Origin of the sequence: Sphingomonas sp. SAFR-052 (assembly GCF_051965015.1) — a bacterium.
Lineage (GTDB): Bacteria > Pseudomonadota > Alphaproteobacteria > Sphingomonadales > Sphingomonadaceae > Sphingomonas.
This window is the reverse complement of the sequence record NZ_JBQCMO010000009.1, coordinates 16,760-32,431: the sequence shown is the minus strand read 5'-3', so window position 1 is coordinate 32,431 and position 15,672 is coordinate 16,760. Positions and strand designations below refer to the sequence as shown.

12 protein-coding genes are annotated in these 15,672 nt (G+C 68.9%); 2 read left to right on the top strand and 10 right to left on the bottom strand.

Annotated elements, in window-relative coordinates:
* Window positions 1-112 precede the first annotated feature (112 nt).
* From ACTHQV_RS15095 to ACTHQV_RS15065, 7 genes are all read right to left on the bottom strand, one after another.
* Entirely contained in the window at window positions 113-3,067 is a 2,955-nt protein-coding gene (locus ACTHQV_RS15095; protein WP_440491423.1) for a VIT domain-containing protein, read from the bottom strand.
* Window positions 3,068-3,157: 90 nt separating this feature from the next.
* Window positions 3,158-3,514: a protealysin inhibitor emfourin gene (locus ACTHQV_RS15090; RefSeq protein WP_440491422.1), complete on the bottom strand. Its 357-nt coding sequence runs from the start codon at window positions 3,512-3,514 to the stop codon at window positions 3,158-3,160.
* Window positions 3,511-4,593 (bottom strand): M4 family metallopeptidase, encoded by a 1,083-nt coding sequence (locus ACTHQV_RS15085; RefSeq protein WP_440491420.1) that lies wholly within the window; start codon window positions 4,591-4,593, stop codon window positions 3,511-3,513. Before ACTHQV_RS15085 ends, ACTHQV_RS15090 begins: the two co-directional genes overlap by 4 nt.
* Before the next feature lie 23 nt (window positions 4,594-4,616).
* Complete coding sequence (locus ACTHQV_RS15080; RefSeq protein ID WP_440491419.1) at window positions 4,617-5,375, bottom strand: hypothetical protein; 759 nt, start codon at window positions 5,373-5,375, stop codon at window positions 4,617-4,619.
* Window positions 5,376-5,385: 10 nt separating this feature from the next.
* On the bottom strand, window positions 5,386-6,405 hold the full coding sequence (locus ACTHQV_RS15075; RefSeq protein WP_440491417.1) for a hypothetical protein: 1,020 nt from the start codon (window positions 6,403-6,405) through the stop codon (window positions 5,386-5,388).
* 26 nt (window positions 6,406-6,431) lie between these two features.
* A complete protein-coding gene (locus ACTHQV_RS15070; RefSeq protein WP_440491416.1) occupies window positions 6,432-6,602 on the bottom strand; it encodes a hypothetical protein in 171 nt (56 codons plus the stop codon).
* 74 nt (window positions 6,603-6,676) lie between these two features.
* Entirely contained in the window at window positions 6,677-7,603 is a 927-nt protein-coding gene (locus tag ACTHQV_RS15065) for a DNA/RNA non-specific endonuclease (protein WP_440491414.1), read from the bottom strand.
* Between the two features lie 155 nt (window positions 7,604-7,758).
* On the opposite strand from ACTHQV_RS15065, the gene ACTHQV_RS15060 reads away from it, so the two are divergent.
* Together ACTHQV_RS15060 and ACTHQV_RS15055 are read left to right on the top strand one after the other, a co-directional pair.
* Window positions 7,759-8,634 carry a fatty acid desaturase gene (locus tag ACTHQV_RS15060; protein ID WP_440491412.1) on the top strand — a complete coding sequence of 292 codons (876 nt, stop codon included), beginning with the start codon at window positions 7,759-7,761 and terminating at the stop codon, window positions 8,632-8,634.
* Entirely contained in the window at window positions 8,627-9,424 is a 798-nt protein-coding gene (locus tag ACTHQV_RS15055) for a phosphate/phosphite/phosphonate ABC transporter substrate-binding protein (protein WP_440491411.1), read from the top strand. Before ACTHQV_RS15060 ends, ACTHQV_RS15055 begins: the two co-directional genes overlap by 8 nt.
* A gap of 7 nt (window positions 9,425-9,431) precedes the next feature.
* On the opposite strand, the gene ACTHQV_RS15050 is transcribed toward ACTHQV_RS15055, so the two are convergent.
* Genes ACTHQV_RS15050 through ACTHQV_RS15040 form a run of 3 tightly spaced genes read right to left on the bottom strand, consistent with a single transcriptional unit; the run spans window position 9,432 to window position 15,609 of the window.
* A complete protein-coding gene (locus tag ACTHQV_RS15050; RefSeq protein ID WP_440491409.1) occupies window positions 9,432-12,812 on the bottom strand; it encodes a glycosyl hydrolase 2 galactose-binding domain-containing protein in 3,381 nt (1,126 codons plus the stop codon).
* Entirely contained in the window at window positions 12,809-14,110 is a 1,302-nt protein-coding gene (locus ACTHQV_RS15045; protein WP_440491407.1) for a sugar porter family MFS transporter, read from the bottom strand. Before ACTHQV_RS15045 ends, ACTHQV_RS15050 begins: the two co-directional genes overlap by 4 nt.
* A complete protein-coding gene (locus ACTHQV_RS15040) occupies window positions 14,107-15,609 on the bottom strand; it encodes a tryptophan halogenase family protein (RefSeq protein WP_440491405.1) in 1,503 nt (500 codons plus the stop codon). Before ACTHQV_RS15040 ends, ACTHQV_RS15045 begins: the two co-directional genes overlap by 4 nt.
* Window positions 15,610-15,672 lie beyond the last annotated feature (63 nt).

Genomic DNA, 15,672 nt, shown 5'->3' with positions numbered 1-15,672 from the left:
TCGCCCTGCCTTGCCGCCCTTGCTCCATCCGTCAACGGCCGGACCTTGGCAAGTCCGACGTCGCGGCGGGGCAGGGCGGTCGGGTCGGATCATGGTCCGCCCCCACATCGTCCTATCGCGGAGACGTCCGGTCGGGGGCGACGCGCAGGGTCGCTACCGGTGTCGTGTTCCCTTCCGCATCGCGGTTGCGGCCGGTCTGGAACGACAGGTCGAGATCGACCAGTTCCTGCTGCTCGTCCGGTCGGGCGAAGTTGCGCTGGAGCCGCATCAGCACATGGCCGGGCCCGTTGGGGTTGATCCGGTCGGCATCATAGCCGTTGACGCGCACGCCATAATTGCCCGCAGGCGCGCGACGGATGGCATATTCCTCCGGCCCATAACCATCCGTCATGTCGTTGGAAATCTGCCCGCCGGCGCTGCTCAAGGGGTGGGAATACATGACGCGCTCGCCATTGGGCTCCTCGACCCACAGATCGATATCGGCGTCGTCGGCGGTCCATTCCATCACGATGCGGGCGTCGGTGGCGGTGAGGCCAACGAGCCGCGGGTCGAGCGTCCAGCGACCGCCCGCCGCCTCTATCCGCGGGACCAGCGCATTCGCTTCCATCAGGGCGATCACCTCGATCCCGTCGAAGTCGCGCGAGGCCGGGTTGAGCGCGGTATCGACGAGCAGCCGGAAGGCACGTTCGAGGTCAGCGCGACCCGCCTTGCCCGCGTCACGTCCGCGTGCGGCAAGCGCGAGGGCGAGGTCGCGCACCGGTTGCGGCCGAAACGTCGCGTTCGCCGCCGCCAGCTGTTCGGCGAGTTCGACGGCGCGATCGTAGGCCCGGTCGCGTTCGAGGCGGAAGGCGACGATCTGGCGCGTCTCGTCGTCGCTGGTTACGAGTTCGAGCGCGGACAGGAGCAGCGACGAAGCAGTCGCCGCATCGCCCTTCACCCGGAACCACTCGGCGGTATCGAGGTAGAAGGTCGGCACGGTGCCGAACTGGCGTTCCTGCTCCGCCAGCACGGTCAGGCGGCGGGCGGGCGCTGCCGCATCGAGCGCGCTGATATAGGAGCGTTTGGCGATCAGGTCCGCCATGTCGAGGCGGATCGCCCGTGCGGGCCGGTCCGGCGCCGGCGGGGTTCGGGCGGAGGCCCGCTGCGCGGTAACGACGATATTGGCGGCGTCGATCGTTTCAGCCGGAGGGGGCGGTGGCGCGGACGTCACCGTGAGGGGCGGCAGCGGCACTGTGGGTGCGGGCGGGGCCGGCGGTGGGGGCGGGGGTACCGCGACTGGCTGTCCGTCGAACCGCTCCTGCTTCACCTTCGCGCGCGAACGCGGCACGAAGCGCTTGTTCCACCATGCCCGGCGGTCGCGCCATTGGTCGAGGACGAAGCCGAAGCGCAGCTCGCGCGCCCGCGCCCGATCCGCGTCATGCTCGCGCTTGGCGTCGGCATAGCGTGCCAGCCACGATTTTCCGAAGCCCGGCGGCGGGGTCAGGTCGGCGCGCAGATACTGGTCGGGCTGTTCCAGTACCAGGAACGACATGCCGGGGCCGGCGACCTGGTAGCGGCGCGCGGTATCCGCCATTGCCGCGTGCTGCGCGGGATCGTCGGCGAGTGCCGCGATCCGGTTCGCGGCCCAGAGCGCGCCGGGCGCCTCCGCGGTTTCTTCGGCCGCTGCGTTCGCATAGCGGCGCTCGCTCCCGTCGCTCAGGCGGACGACGGGGCCGCCGGACGCGGGCATCGGTCCGACGAGCAGCCAGCGGCCCGGCCCGGCCGGAAACGAGCGGACGTCGAGCGGTCGGCCGGCCGCGTCGCGGACCGCGACTGGCGTGCGATCGCGCGCCGCCAGCGTGGCAAGCGCCGCGCCCTCGCCACCAGGGGTCAGGCGGATGACGGTGCCGCCGGTGCGCTGTACCAGTCGGCCGAGCCGGGCACCGTCCGCGCCGGGGGCGGTGGTCAGCGCGTTCAGGCGGCAGTCGGGGGCGAAGGCTGCGCCGCGATCGATGGTGACGGCGCCATCGGACACCAGAACGCACTGTGTCGCTGCCGGCAGCGGCAGCGTGCCAAGTCCCGCCAGCGACGTCGCACCGCGATAGGTGACGCGCGACAGCGCGGCCCGGAGCGCCGCCGCATCGGTAAAGGTCGTAACCCGTGGCCGGTCGCTCGCAAAGGTGACGAGGTCGATCGCGGTGGGCGCGGTCCGCTCGACAAGGCGCGCGAGCAGTTCGGCCTCGAGGTCGGTGCGATCGGCACGGTGCGACAGCGACCGGTCCCAATAGATCCGCAGTCGCCCGGTACGTGCCGCTGGCTTCGGGGCGGTCGCCGCACCGTCGCTGATGACGAAGAACGCCTGCCCGGCGGGGTGGCGCGTGACGAGCATCGGCGCGGCGAGCGTGCCGCCGGTGACGGTCAGCCCGTCGCGCAACGTCGCGCTGCCGAGCATCGCCTCGCCGTGCCAGTCGGCGGCACGCCGCGTCAGTTCGATCGGCTGGGCGGCAAAGCGAACCGCGGGTGCGACTTGGTAGCCGCTGGCGGTCACCGCGACCGTCACCTGCCGGATCGCCATGTCCCGCGCGAACGGCAGCACGAGGCCGGTCGCCGGATCGAATGCCGCGACGAAGGCCAGCCGGAAGCGGCGCGGCTGTCGGGCAGTGATGGGGAAGATACGCGTCGTGAACCGGTTGCCGGCAACCTCCGCCAGTCCGGGGTCGATCGCGCCGCGAACCTGGTCTTCATAGACGTTGCGTGCCTTGGGCGCTTCGAGCAGCTGTCCGGGGATCATGTTCCCGTCCACGTCGAGCGCATAGCCGGTGACGACCGCATCCGGGGGCAGGGTGAGGGCCAGATTGGCCTCATAGGGGTCGGGATCGTCCGAGCCGATGACCATCTCGACCGTCACGTCGGCGGTGCGTCCGACGATATCGACGCGAAGGTTCAGCGCATCGATGCGCAGGTGCGAGGTCGCCTCGCCATCGCGGCGGATGCCACGCTCCGCTTCGCTCAGCGTCGGGTTGCTTTGTGCCAAGGCCGATGGCGACAGCGCGACGAGGGCGACGGCCGATATCACCAAACGCAGCATCGCTTCCCCCTCTGCTCGTGGGGCAGTCTGACAAGCTTTCGCAGGCGGCGCAATCGGGAGGGGGCTATCGCTATGGCGCGCGGGTCGGAGTTACTGTCCGCGGATCGGGCGCCGCGCAGTGCTCAGCCGGCGCACGACCGAAACCAGTCGCGCCATCGCCGGGTCGCGAATGGGTTCGGCGACGCACAAGTCGCGGCTGCGTTCGCCGATCGTCAGGCCGACCGTATAGGTGCGCGCATCCGGCCGCGCCGGGTCGTCGCGCGGCGTGCAGTCGAAGAAGCCCGCCTGATCGGCGAGGTAGGCGAGCTCGGCCCGCTCGCTGCCGGGCAGATCGGCGAAGGAGACGGTGCGCTCCCGTGCCAGCCCCGGAAAATGCCCGAGGCCGCCGTCGATCCGCAGCCGGGCCTCGCCCGTCACCGGTTCCTGATCGCCCCCGTCCGTCGTCATCCGATCACTCCAACCGCGTCCCATGCCTGCGCGACGGCGGCCTCCTCGGCGCTGCCCCGGCCGTACAGACGGCCGGCAACGTCGCGGGTGATGCGCGCGAAGCCGGCAAAGTCCGTGTTTGCCCGGGTATTGGGGTCGAGCAGCGCATTGTACCAGATCCGTCCGGCGCGGTCCCATGCGTTTCCGCCGATCGCGGTGGCGGCGAGGTAGAAGGCGCGGTTGGGAATGCCCGAATTGATATGGACGCCGCCATTGTCCTGATTGGTGCGGACGAACGCGTCCATGTGGCCGGGCTGCGGATCCTTGCCGAGCACCGGGTCGTCATAGGCGGTGCCCGGCGCCTGCATCGAACGCAGCGCGACGCCGTTGACGCGCTCGGTCAGCAGCCCGGCACCGATCAGCCAGTCGGCCTGATCCGCCGTCTGCCCGAGCAGGCGCTGTTTGACGAGGCTGCCGAACACGTCGGAGATACTTTCGTTCAGCGCGCCCGACTGGTTGAAATAGGCGAGACCCGCCTCCTTCTCGGTCACGCCGTGCGTTAGTTCATGCCCGATCACGTCGAGCGAGATCGTGAAGCGGTTGAACAATTCGCCGTCGCCATCGCCGAAGACCATCTGGGTCCCGTCCCAGAAGGCATTGTCATAGTCGCGATCATAATGGACCGTCGCGTCGAGCGGCATGCCGGCATCGTCGATCGAGTTACGCTGATAGGCGGTCCAATACAGGTCGAAGGTCGCGCCGAGCCCGTCATAGGCCTCGTCCACCGCGATGTCGCCGGTCGGTCCGTCGCCCTCGCGCCGCACCACGGTCGCGCCGGGCGCCTCCGGTTCGCCGCCGGCGTCGCGGATGGTCCTGAGCGGGCTGGGCGTCAGGATGTTGCCGGCCGCGGCCCGGCGGCGAGCGATGTCGCCGGTGACCGGCCCGGCGGTACTCGCCCGGACGATGCGGATGGTCGGGTCGATCATCAGGCTGCGGATCGCGACGGCACGCAGCGCGGGCGAGCCGTTCTCGGCGATGCGCGACAGGATATAGGGCGGCAGGATGCAGTGAAGCGAATGACGGTGAGCGGCGGTGCACATGTTCGTATCTCCCGAAAGGCCGGTCAGCGGCGCGCCCGGCGCAGCGCGAAGGGAATGAGCGCGACCCACATGATCGTGATGAACGCGAAGAACTGGCTGGTCTGTTCGACGCCGCCCGGCAGATAGCCGAATCCGCCGAGCGCCGCCGCATAGAGCAGGAACGAGACGACCGAGACGGCGATCGCCGGCATATCGGCATCGCCGCCGCCGGCATCCTGCGTCCCGAACCAGCGCAGCGCGACGATGAACAGGGTGATGACGGCGATGAGGATCAGGCGGATGGCGGTGTCGCCGGCCGCGATGCCGGTCGCGAGTGGGTACAGCGTCACCGCCTCCACCGGGAACAGTTTCACGAGGCTGGCATAATAGGGCTCGGCAACCGCGCACCCCGGCGTCCCCGCCCATGCCGTCTGCTTCGACAGGCCGCGCAGCCGCAGCGTCCCGCGCAGCGCTGGTTTCGTCGCGGCCCCCGGTTCCTCCATCGCCGCGATCGCGCGCTGCACGGCACCGGCATAGCGCGACACCGGCGCGTCGTCGGGAGTCAGCGCCGCGCCGATCGACACCGCCTGCGTCGCGCGGTCCATAACCGTCGCGAAGACCGGGCGATCGCCGTCCGTCAGCCCATGCGCCGCAGCGAAGCGGTCGCGGGCACTGCCGAGCGCGGTGCGTAGGCCGAAGAACGTGTCGAAGAAGCGTGGCAGGTAGCGCGGATTGGCGGTGAACGCCTGCAACTGGTCGATGAGCGCGTCGGCCGCGTCCAGCGCTTCGGAGAAAATGGTCATGATATCCTCGTCAGCCGGGGGTTGCGAGCGATGCGATCAGGCCGAGCGCGCGGGTGACGCGCTCGATATTCAGGCGTGCGGCCGCGCGGCGCTGCTCAGGGGTCAGGCGCCCGTCCAGCGCCGCGCGCAGTCCCGCCTGCGCCGTGGCGGCAAGGTCGATCGCGTCGACGACCTGTGCGGCGCGGGCGGGTCCGTCCTTCGCCGCCTCGCGCGCGGCGAAGATGCGGGTGGCCAGTTGCTCGCGCTGATCGGGCGACAGCGTCTCGCGGTTGCGCAGATAGGTCCGGAACAGCGCATTGCCGTACAGATCGTCGGCATTGCGTGCCGCCCCCTTCCCCCACGCCGCGACCTGCACCGACAGTGACGCCAGCGCCCGGTCGACCACGGCGCCCTGCCGCACCACCAGCGCGCGGACATCGCGGGTCCGTCGTGCCTCGCGCGCGAGTTCGTCGGCGAAGGCGATCAGCGCGATCAGGCTCTGGCGCTGTTCGCTGGCGACGGCGGCGTTGACGTTTGGCAGATCGGTGCCGGCGACGAAATTGGTGAAGCGGGCCAGCCGGTCGGCCTGATCGGCAAAGGCGGTGATCTCCGCCGACACGTCGGTCCCCGGCGCCTCGAGGATGGCGGCGAGCGCATCGGCATAGTCGCCGATCGCGGCGATCAGCGCGATGCGCGGTTCGAGCACATCGCGCGGACTGCTGCCGATATCGATGTCGAAGGCGGCATGGCCCGGCATCGGTGCTCCGGCGGACAGGCACAGCGGTGCCGCCGGTGCGTCGGACGCGACCGGCACCTGAATGCGCAGCGGGGTCGCAGGCAGGCAACTGGGGTCGCTCGCAACGAGTGCGGCGGCGGCGTCGCGGCGGCGTTGCTCGACGGCATCGAAATAGCGTTCGGTCGCGGTCACCGCCTCGCGGCTTCGCGCCTGTACGGTTCCTGCCGCCTCCAGTCGGATGGCGTTGGTGGCGCAGCCGGCGACGAGCAGCGGCAGCGTCGATAGCGGCAGTACGGCGTTGGCGAGGCGGCCCATGGCGATCTCCTTCGGATCAGGGGGCATCATGCCCGTAAATGTTGATTCGCCCTCGCATTTCTTTGTCGCGGCAGGCGTCGCAGTCGCGGGCGGTCGCGCGGCGGGTCACGGCGCCGCAGTGCGGTGATGATGTTGGCGATACTGGTGATGAGCGCCGCGATGCCGACCAGCATCGGGCCGTCGATCAGGTCGGGCATGTCCGACTCCTTTGTGGTTTCAACCGCGAACGTTCCCGATAAGTTCTTTGTAGGACAGCGTTTTTTCGAACGGCTCAGACGAGGATGTCCTCTGGCCCGGTGATCCTCCGACGAACCGTCTCACCGGTTGCCGCTTCTTCGTTCGAAAAGCCGTCGAAGCCGGGCAAGTCGCCGAAGGCGAGACCGGTCAGCGACTCGATCGCGCGGACGGAGCGCTGATACGTCTTGAACGCACCGAACAGCAGCGTGCGCTCGTTCAAATCGACGTCATGGTCGATCAGATAGGCGGTGGCCGATGGCCGTCCGTCGTCATGGACGAAGGCGACGACCTTCCAATAGGCCAGCGGGATCGCGACGCCGCGATAGACGGGATCGTCCGGCCGGAACACGGGCCCGGTGAACACCGTCGCCCGTTCGCCGACGCGGCGGGTATTGTCGAGGATATAGTCCTCTAGACCGAGCCAGCTGCGCTGGTTGAAGGCGGAGAGTTGCGGCGCGCAGTTGGTGAAGTGGAAGGTGTCGCGGTTGGCGGTGCCGGCGGTCGTGCCCCAGTTCGGGTCCTCGCGCCGGACGAGGTGCCCGCGATCGAAATCATTGTCGGCGTACAGCGCCTCGCCGATCTGCGCCGCCTCCGGGATCCGGCCGTCGAACGCCCATGGATCGCCGCCGCGCGGGATCGATACGCTCGCGCTGCCGTCGATATTGACGCCGGTGAACCATGCCAGCCGACGGCTGCGTGACATGACGATCGAGAAATGTTCATAGTCGAGCCGGCCGTCGCGCCGGTCCGCGACCGGCAGGACATCGTCGGCGATCGCCGATGTATCGGGCAGCGGCACGACGAATGCGCCCAGATGATCGGCGCGATACCCTTGTCGGCCCTCGAAATAGCTCGCGGGTGACGTCCGCAGCCCCGGACGGTCGAACGGCAGCAAGGCGGCTCCGGTCGCGACCATCGGGCGCAGGTCGTCGAAACGCGGTCGATAAGACAGATGGATCATGAACGGGTCTCCCATGCCCGGTCGTAAAGTCCGTTCGGGGCAGGATCGTTGCACCGCGCACACCCCGACTTGCCGGCACCTGCTGGGAGGGCCGGCACCTGCTGCGAGGATGGTCGTGATTGCCAGAACAGTATTCCTACTGGTAAGATGGGAATATGACGCTTCGTACCAGACCGATCGAGCTGCCCACCGTCCTGCTGGCGGTGGTCATCTATGGCGGGTGGCTGGCGCTGACCGCCGCCCATGCCCGGCTTCCCTGGCCGATCCTCGCCCTGCTGGGGGGATGGTTCGTCGCATGGCACGGGTCGCTGCAGCACGAGACGATTCATGGCCATCCGACGCAGTGGCGCCGGGTCAACGACCTGATCGGGGGCGTGCCGTTGTCGCTGTGGCTGCCCTATGGCGCGTATCGCCGGACCCATATGGCCCACCATCGATCGCCGCATCCGACCCATCCGGCGCACGATCCGGAGTCGCGCTATGTCACCGGCGGGGGCGTGATCGCCGCTGTCGCCCGCCTGCGCGCGACGCTGATCGGGCAGTTGCTGGTCGGACCGGTCGCGGCGATCGCGATGTTCCTGCTGGACGAGGCGCGGCGGCTGCGGCGCGATCCCGCCGGGTTCGCGCGCGAATGGGGGCCGCATCTGGTGGGGGTCGCGCTGATCCTCGGCTGGCTGCACCTCGTGGCACTGCCGATCGGCAGCTATCTGCTGTGCTTCGTTCTGCCCGGACAGGCCGGATCGCTGTTGCGTGGGTTCGCCGAACATCGCGCCGATGCCGCCGGTCCGTCGCGCGCGACGACGGTCGCGTCGCGCGGGCCGCTGGCGCTGCTGTTCCTCAACAACAATCTCCATGCCGCACACCACGCCGTGCCCGCCGCGCCCTGGTATCGATTGCCCGCGGTGGAGCGCGCCCGGACGCAGCGGCCCGAGCCGCGCTATGACGGCTATCGCGACGTGCTGCGCCGCTTTGCGATCCGGGCACATGACACGATCCACCACCCGGCGGGCCGGGGCGATGCCCATGGGTAACATCGCGTGGCTCGGCATGTACGACCATGACACGCAGCATGCTGCCAACGACCGGCTGTGGGCGGCACTGCGCGACCGGCTGCGCGACCACGGGCTGCCGGACGTGCCGGAGGCGCTGACGCGTGGCGTATCGACGGCGATGGTCTGGTCGGACCCCGGCCTGTTGTTCGGCATGATCTGTACCCGCCCCTGGGCGTGCGACCATGCTACGCTGCGCCTGCTCGGCCATCCGGTCTATGCCGGCACCGACGTTCCGGGCGAGCATCGCAGCCTGATCGTGGTCCGCAGCGACGATCCGGCGCAGCGGCTGGGCGACCTGTGCGGGCGCACCGCCGCGATCAACGATGCGGGATCGAACACCGGCATGGCGCTGTTGCGCGACCGGATCGCACCGCTGGCGCAGGGGCGGCCGTTTTTCGGCGCGGTGGTCGAAACCGGCGCCCATGCCGACAGCGTCCGCGCGGTGGTCGACGGCCATGCCGATGTCGCTGCGATCGACGAAGTGACCTTTGCCGCGATCGCGCGGGCCGATCCGACGGTCGTTGGGCGGCTGCGCGTGCTCGACCGCAGCGATCCGGCCGCCACGCCGGCGTTCGTCACCGCCGCCCCGCCCGCGGTCGCGACGCTGCTGCGGACGGTGCTGGGGCAGGTGATCGCCGACCCTGCCCTTGCGGCCACGCGGGCCGATCTGTTCCTGACCGGGATCGTGCCGCCGCACCCGGACCTGGCCGCGCGGATCGCGGCGCAGGATGCGGCGGCAGCGGCGGCGGGCTACCCCAGCGTCGCGTGAGCGCCGGTCACGGCCGCACCGCCGTTTCGGCGACGTTCCAGCCGCGCAGGGTCACGCTCGGCTGCACGCCGATCGTCGCGGGATAACGGATGGCGACGGTGCGGGATTCGCCGGGCAGGAGCGAGACATAATTGTCGCTGTAGAAGGCGGGCAGGATGCGCTTCCCGTCAGGGCCGAGCAGCGTCAGCTTGGCGTTCAGTGCGGCGACCGGACCGTCGTTCGACAGCGTCACCGCGATCATCCGGTCGTCGCCATCGACCACCGGTGCGGCCATCCGCGTCGTCAGCGTCGCCGGGGCCAGCGCGTTCAGCGACTGATACGAAGCCGCATCGCGCCCGCGCCAATAGAAATTGTCCGACACCGGCTTGCCCGCCGCATCTGACAGGGTCAGCCGCACCAGCACCACCGGATGCGCCGCGTAGAGCGGGTCGAGCGGTACCGCCGCCAGCGGCGTCGCCCGATTGGCAAGCGCATCGACCCGGTCGATCCGTGCGAACAGTTCGGCATTGTCGAGCCCGACGACGCGCACCGTGGCGGTCAGCCCCTTGGCATCGGCCTGGGTCGTGTTGAGCACGACCAGTTCGTTGCCGGGCAGGTTCAGCTGAACATGGAGCGGCTCGGCGGCCTTCTTAGCACCGTAATAGGCGGCATGGGTGTCGTAATCCCACGAATAGATCTGCCACGCGTTCGATGGCCAGGCTGGATGCGTCATCCACAGCAGCCGCCCGCTATTCTTGGTCCACAGATGGCCGAGGAACCCTTCGTACATCGCCTTGTGCGTTTCGAGGTTCATCATCTGCGCCTTGCGCTCGAAATCGGCGAAGTCCTTGCCCGAACCGAACATCGTCGCCAGCGTCTGCATGAACGTCTTGGTGTCGCCATTCCCGCCGAAATGCCAGTCATGATAGGCGAACACGTCGCTCAGCGGCCAGCGATCGGCGGCGGGGACGTAGGATTCGACCGATTCCGCGGTCGACAGCGACGGCGTGCCGGTTTCGACCGAGAAACCGGTGGCGAGATCGGTGAAATAGCCGACCGGCGCCCGGTAATTATACGGGCCGGACCCCTGCAAATTGACGACGTTCGACGATCCGGTGAACCAGCGCGTGCCGTCGAGCTGGAACACGGCATCGTCCAGCCCCTCGTTCAACGCCGGATAGGGCACGCCTTCGTTGCGGCCGAACCACAGGATGATCGACGGGTGGTTGCGATACCGTGCGATGGTGTCGCGGGCGTTGGCGAGGAACAGCGACGCGTCGTCAGGTTCGATCTGGAAATTCTGGGTCGATTGCCAGAAATCGTTCAGGACCATCATGCCGTTTTCGTCGGCGAGGTCGTAGAACTCCTCCTCGGTATTCGTCCCCATCCAGTTACGGATGACGTTCATGTGCGCCTCGCGCTGGAGGCGGAAGAACGGGGCAAGCCATTGATAGCTCACCCGCTTCATCGCGTCGTCCATGCCCCAGTTGCCGCCGCGCGCCGCGATCCGCACGCCGTTCACGCGGATGGTCAGATGCGGTTCGGGCAGGGTTTCGGCGATCGCCGTCACCGCCCGCGACGCCTCGCCGGCCGCAGTCAGCGATTCCGCCCATCCGGTCGGCGTCTGTTTGATCGCGCCGTGACGGACGTCGATCAGCTTCTGCCCCGCCAAGCCGCCGTCGGTGGTCTGCACGTTCACGCGGCGCAGCGCCCCGGCAGCATCGAACAGCGACAGGTCGTAGCTGACCTCGCGAATGCCGAAGCGTCCGGTCTTGCTGTCGGACAGGCCGTTCGCGTCGCTGACCTGATAGGTCGCGTGGTAGAGATGCGGTTCGCCATAGCCGTTCGGCCACCATAATTTCGGGTTGGCGACGGTCAGCGCGGGGAAATCGGCGGGGGTGAAGCGCACGTCGCTGCGCCCGGCGGGGGCGGTTACCCGTTTTTCGACGGTGACCCCTTCGAACGCGACCTTGACCGTGACCGGCGCGGCGGGGCCGCTATTGTCGATCGGGACGGTGATATGGATATCGGCGCGGTCGGTGCGCGGCAGCGGCAGGTCGGTGACGACATGCGGGTCGAGGATGCGGATGCTGCCATGCGCCAGCAGCTCGACCGGGCGCCACAGCCCGGTGTTGCGGTCGCGGATGCCGGGGATCCAGTCCCACCCCTCGGTTGCGACGAAGGTCGGGCCGTCGATCGCCAGTTGCCCGCCATTTTCGCCGACGCCGCCCGCGACCGATTGTTCATGCGGAATGCCCGGATGCGGCGGCGGCGACACCCGCACCGCGATCACGTTTTCGCCCGCGACCGGCACATAATCGAACTGGCCGCGGATGAACGCGCCTCGGGTCGTGCCGAGCTTCGCACCATTGGCCCAGATTTCGGATGCGTAATTGATGCCGCCGAACAAGATGGTCAGCTTCCGCCCCGCCGCTTCCGCCGGCACGGTGAAGCGGGTACGGTACCAATACTCCTGCCGCGCCAGCTGTTCGGGAATCTTCAGGTTGTTGAGCCCGTAATAGGGATCGGGATAGACGCCGCGATCGACCAGCGTCTGGAGCACCGTCCCCGGCACGGTCGCCACGCGCCACGTGCCCTTCGGCGCACCGGGCCGCGACAGGGCGGCGCCATCGGCCGCGACATCGGGGGCGGCGGCCAGTTGCCAGCCATTGATCTGCCACCGGCCCGGTGCCAGCGATTGCATGACCGGCGCCGTCGGCAGCGGCTTGGCGACCGGTGCGCTATAGGCGTCGCCCTTGCTCTGCGGCAGCGTCCAGGGGTCCTGCTGCTGGGTCAGGCCGATATTGGCCTGTTTCTGGAACGGCCAGGTGACGCCGACTTCCCATAGCTGGACATTGTCGAAATCGGGGCGGGGCAGCTTCGCGACGTCCGCTGCCGACAATGCTCGTTCGTGCAGCGTGACGCCAACCAGCGTGCCGCCGAAATGCGGCTTGCCCGGAATTGCGCGGGCGATGTGGAACATGCCTTGCGTCGCGGTGGTGCGCGCCGCGCCGCCGGCGACCCGGCGGCCATCGACATAGAGGCTCGCGCGGCTGCCGTCGGAGACGACCGCGACCTGCGTCCAGCGGCCGGGGGCGATGACCGGGCCGGCGATCGTCGCGGTGCCGTCGCGCAGCGTCAGCCGCCCGTCGTCGAGCCCGAGCACCCGCGCATCGCCGATCGCGACCAGCGGCACCATGCCCGCCTGCCGCGCCGCGCCCTTGATCCACAGCGTCACGCTGTACGGCGCGCCGGCCGACAGCACCGGTCCGACGATCGGGCGTTCGATGCCGATGCCGCCGGATAGGAAGCTGGCGTTATACGGGCCGCCATTCACAGGCACCTGGGCTGCGGCAATCCCGCCCGGTCCAGCCGCAGCAAGCAGTGTCGCGATAAGTCCCAGTTTCATGCCTTCGTCCTTTTGGTCAGGTCGGCGCTGATCGCTTCGAGATCGCGGCCGCGGGTTTCGGGGAATAGCCGCCAGACCAGCAGCGCCTGCAACAGCATCGCCGCGGCAAAGCCCCAGAAGGGGAGCGCGCGGTCCCATTGCGCGATCAGCGGAAAGGCGAAGGACAGTGCGGCATTGGCGACCCAGTGGGTCGCGCTGCCGATCGCCTGTCCGCGGGCGCGCACGTCGGTCGGGAATATCTCGCTCAGGTAGACCCAGATCACCGCGCCCTGCGACATGGCGAAGGCGGCGATGAACAGGATCAGCAACGGCAGCAGCAGCGCGGGAGATGCCGCGCCCATATAGACCAGCGCGACCCCGGCGAGCGCGATCGCGGTGACGATGCCGCCGCCGATCAGCAGCGGCTTGCGCCCGACCCGGTCGATCACGCCCATGCCGATGACCGTCGCGACCAGGTTCGCAGCCCCGATCGCGATCGCCTGCACATCGCCCGACACGCCGGTAAAGCCGGCCGCGGCGAAGATGTCGTTCAGATAATAGAGGATCGCGTTGATCCCCGAGAGCTGATTGAACAGACCGATGGCGATGGCGAGCAGGATCGGCAGGCGATGAATGCGCCAGTCGAGCCGGCCAGTACCCCCCGTCTCCACTGCCGGAATTGCATCGAGGCCGAGCCGCGCCGCCGCCCGCGCCGCATCCTGATCGCGACCGCGCGCGGCGAGCCAGCGCGGGCTTTGCGGCAGGCCGGTCAGCAGCACGAGGAACAGCGCGGCGGGGATCGCCGCCACGCCCAGCTTCCACCGCCAGGCAAGGTCGGGTGCGATCGCCTGTGCGACCAGATAATTGCTGAGATAGGCGACGAGAATGCCGGCGACGATGTTGAACTGGAACAGCCCGACCAGCAGCCCGCGCCGCTTCGCCGAACTGATCTCGGCGATATACACGGGCACCAGTACCGACGACGCACCGATGGCGAGGCCGCCGAGCAGGCGGAACGCGACGAAGCCGGTCAGCGTCGTGGCGATCGCGCAGCCGACCGCCGACGCGACATAGAGCAGCCCGATGACCCGCAGCACGGCAAGGCTGCCCCAACGGTCACCGGGCGCACCGCTGAACAATGCGCCGACCAGCGTCCCCCACAATGCGGCGGAGACGGCGAAGCCGAGGCCCGCTTCGGACAGGGCATATTGGCTGCGCAGCGCGTCGGTGACGCCGGAAATGACGGCAGTGTCGAACCCGAACAATAGGCCGCCGAGGCTCATCGCGATGACGGCGCGGGTGTGGGTGGTGCCGCTCATGCGCTCGTCACCCGGGCGAGGAAGCGCCCATGCGGTTCGGCATGAGCCAGCGTCTTGGCGATGGCGGCGCGCATCCGGTCAAAACTGTCGGCCAGATCGTCCTCGCCGATCGCATCCGCCAGCGGCGAATGGCGGGCGGGCAGGTCGCCAAAGCCGGCATACAGGCTCAACCAGCTCGGGTCCTGGAACGTATCCCACTCGTTGCGCACGAATTCTCCTCCCGAACGCCATGCGTCCAGCTTGATCTGCAAGGGCTCCGGCGGTTCGACCGCGCGAATGGATTGCCAGAACGGCTCGTCGCGGCCGTTGGCGAGATAGTGCAGGAACAGGAAGTCGCGCAGCCGTTCGAATTCCAGCACCGATTGCCGGTTGTAGGTGGCGGCAAGGCGGGGATCGCAGGTCCGATCGGGGAACAAGGCGACGAAGCGTTCCAGCCCCGACTGGATCAGCGAGATGCTGGTCGATTCGAGCGGTTCGAGGAAACCCGAGGCAAGGCCGAGGCCGACAACATTGCCGCTCCAGAAGCGTGTCCGGTGCCCGGTGACGAAGCGGAGGCGATTGGGATCGGCGAGCGGCGCAGCCTCCAGCGAGGCGAGCAGTGCGTCCTCGGCATCGGCGTCGGACTGGAACGCGCTGCAATAGACGCTGCCATTGCCGATGCGGTGGCGCAGCGGGATGCGCCATTGCCAGCCGGCGGGGCGGGCGGTGGCGACGGTATAGGGGGTGGGGTCACCCGGCGCCGCGCGGCACGGGATCGCCACCGCCCGGTCGCAGGGCAGCCAGTGCGACCAGTCGACATAAGGCACGCCCAGCGCCTCGCCCAGCAACAGGCTGCGAAATCCCGATGCGTCGATCCACAGGTCGCCGGCGATGACGCGCCCGTCGTCGAGCGTCACCTGCGTCACATGGCCGCGCGCCGGATCGGTCGCGACGTCGACGATCCGGCCGTCGACATGGGCGACATGATTGGCGAGCGCGAGCCGCCGCAGCAGCGCGGCGAACTTTGCTGCATCGAAATGCAGCGCGAAGTTGAAGACGCCTAGGTCGTTGGCGGGCCGATCGGCGGGCGGCAGGAACAGGCCGTTCCGCGCGAGTTGCGTGGCGAGGCAGTAATCGCCCAGCGGCCCGGCCCGCCCGGCGGCGTTGAGCTTCAGCCAATATTGGTGGAACGCCACGCCCTGTGCACCGACCCCGTACAGGCCGAAGGGGTGGAAGAAGCGATGCCCTTCGCCGCCCCAGCCATCGAAGCGGATGCCATATTTGATCGTGCCGCCGGTTTCGCGCAGCACATCGGGTTCGCCCAGTTCGATCGCCGACAGGAAATCGCGGATCGCCGGCACCGTTGCCTCGCCGACGCCGACCGTGCCGATCGCGGCACTGTCGACGACGGTGATCGACAGCTTCAGATGCGCGAGCCGCCGCGCCAAATAGGTCGCGGCCATCCACCCGGCGGTGCCGCCGCCGACGATGACGATCGATCGAACCGGTTCGTGCGGCATCTGTCCCCCCCTTCGTCGCGTTCGATCGATACCCCACCCTTCGTCCCGTGTCGCCGCCGCGAC

Coding starts and splice junctions, on each gene's coding strand:
- ACTHQV_RS15040 (WP_440491405.1), bottom strand. CDS start 15,609: ATGCCGCACGAACCGGTTCGATCGATCGTCATCGTCGGCGGCGGCACC.
- ACTHQV_RS15095 (WP_440491423.1), bottom strand. CDS start 3,067: ATGCTGCGTTTGGTGATATCGGCCGTCGCCCTCGTCGCGCTGTCGCCA.
- ACTHQV_RS15075 (WP_440491417.1), bottom strand. CDS start 6,405: ATGGGCCGCCTCGCCAACGCCGTACTGCCGCTATCGACGCTGCCGCTG.
- ACTHQV_RS15080 (WP_440491419.1), bottom strand. CDS start 5,375: ATGACCATTTTCTCCGAAGCGCTGGACGCGGCCGACGCGCTCATCGAC.
- ACTHQV_RS15045 (WP_440491407.1), bottom strand. CDS start 14,110: ATGAGCGGCACCACCCACACCCGCGCCGTCATCGCGATGAGCCTCGGC.
- ACTHQV_RS15055 (WP_440491411.1), top strand. CDS start 8,627: ATGGGTAACATCGCGTGGCTCGGCATGTACGACCATGACACGCAGCAT.
- ACTHQV_RS15065 (WP_440491414.1), bottom strand. CDS start 7,603: ATGATCCATCTGTCTTATCGACCGCGTTTCGACGACCTGCGCCCGATG.
- ACTHQV_RS15090 (WP_440491422.1), bottom strand. CDS start 3,514: ATGACGACGGACGGGGGCGATCAGGAACCGGTGACGGGCGAGGCCCGG.
- ACTHQV_RS15085 (WP_440491420.1), bottom strand. CDS start 4,593: ATGTGCACCGCCGCTCACCGTCATTCGCTTCACTGCATCCTGCCGCCC.
- ACTHQV_RS15060 (WP_440491412.1), top strand. CDS start 7,759: ATGACGCTTCGTACCAGACCGATCGAGCTGCCCACCGTCCTGCTGGCG.
- ACTHQV_RS15070 (WP_440491416.1), bottom strand. CDS start 6,602: ATGCCCGACCTGATCGACGGCCCGATGCTGGTCGGCATCGCGGCGCTC.
- ACTHQV_RS15050 (WP_440491409.1), bottom strand. CDS start 12,812: ATGAAACTGGGACTTATCGCGACACTGCTTGCTGCGGCTGGACCGGGC.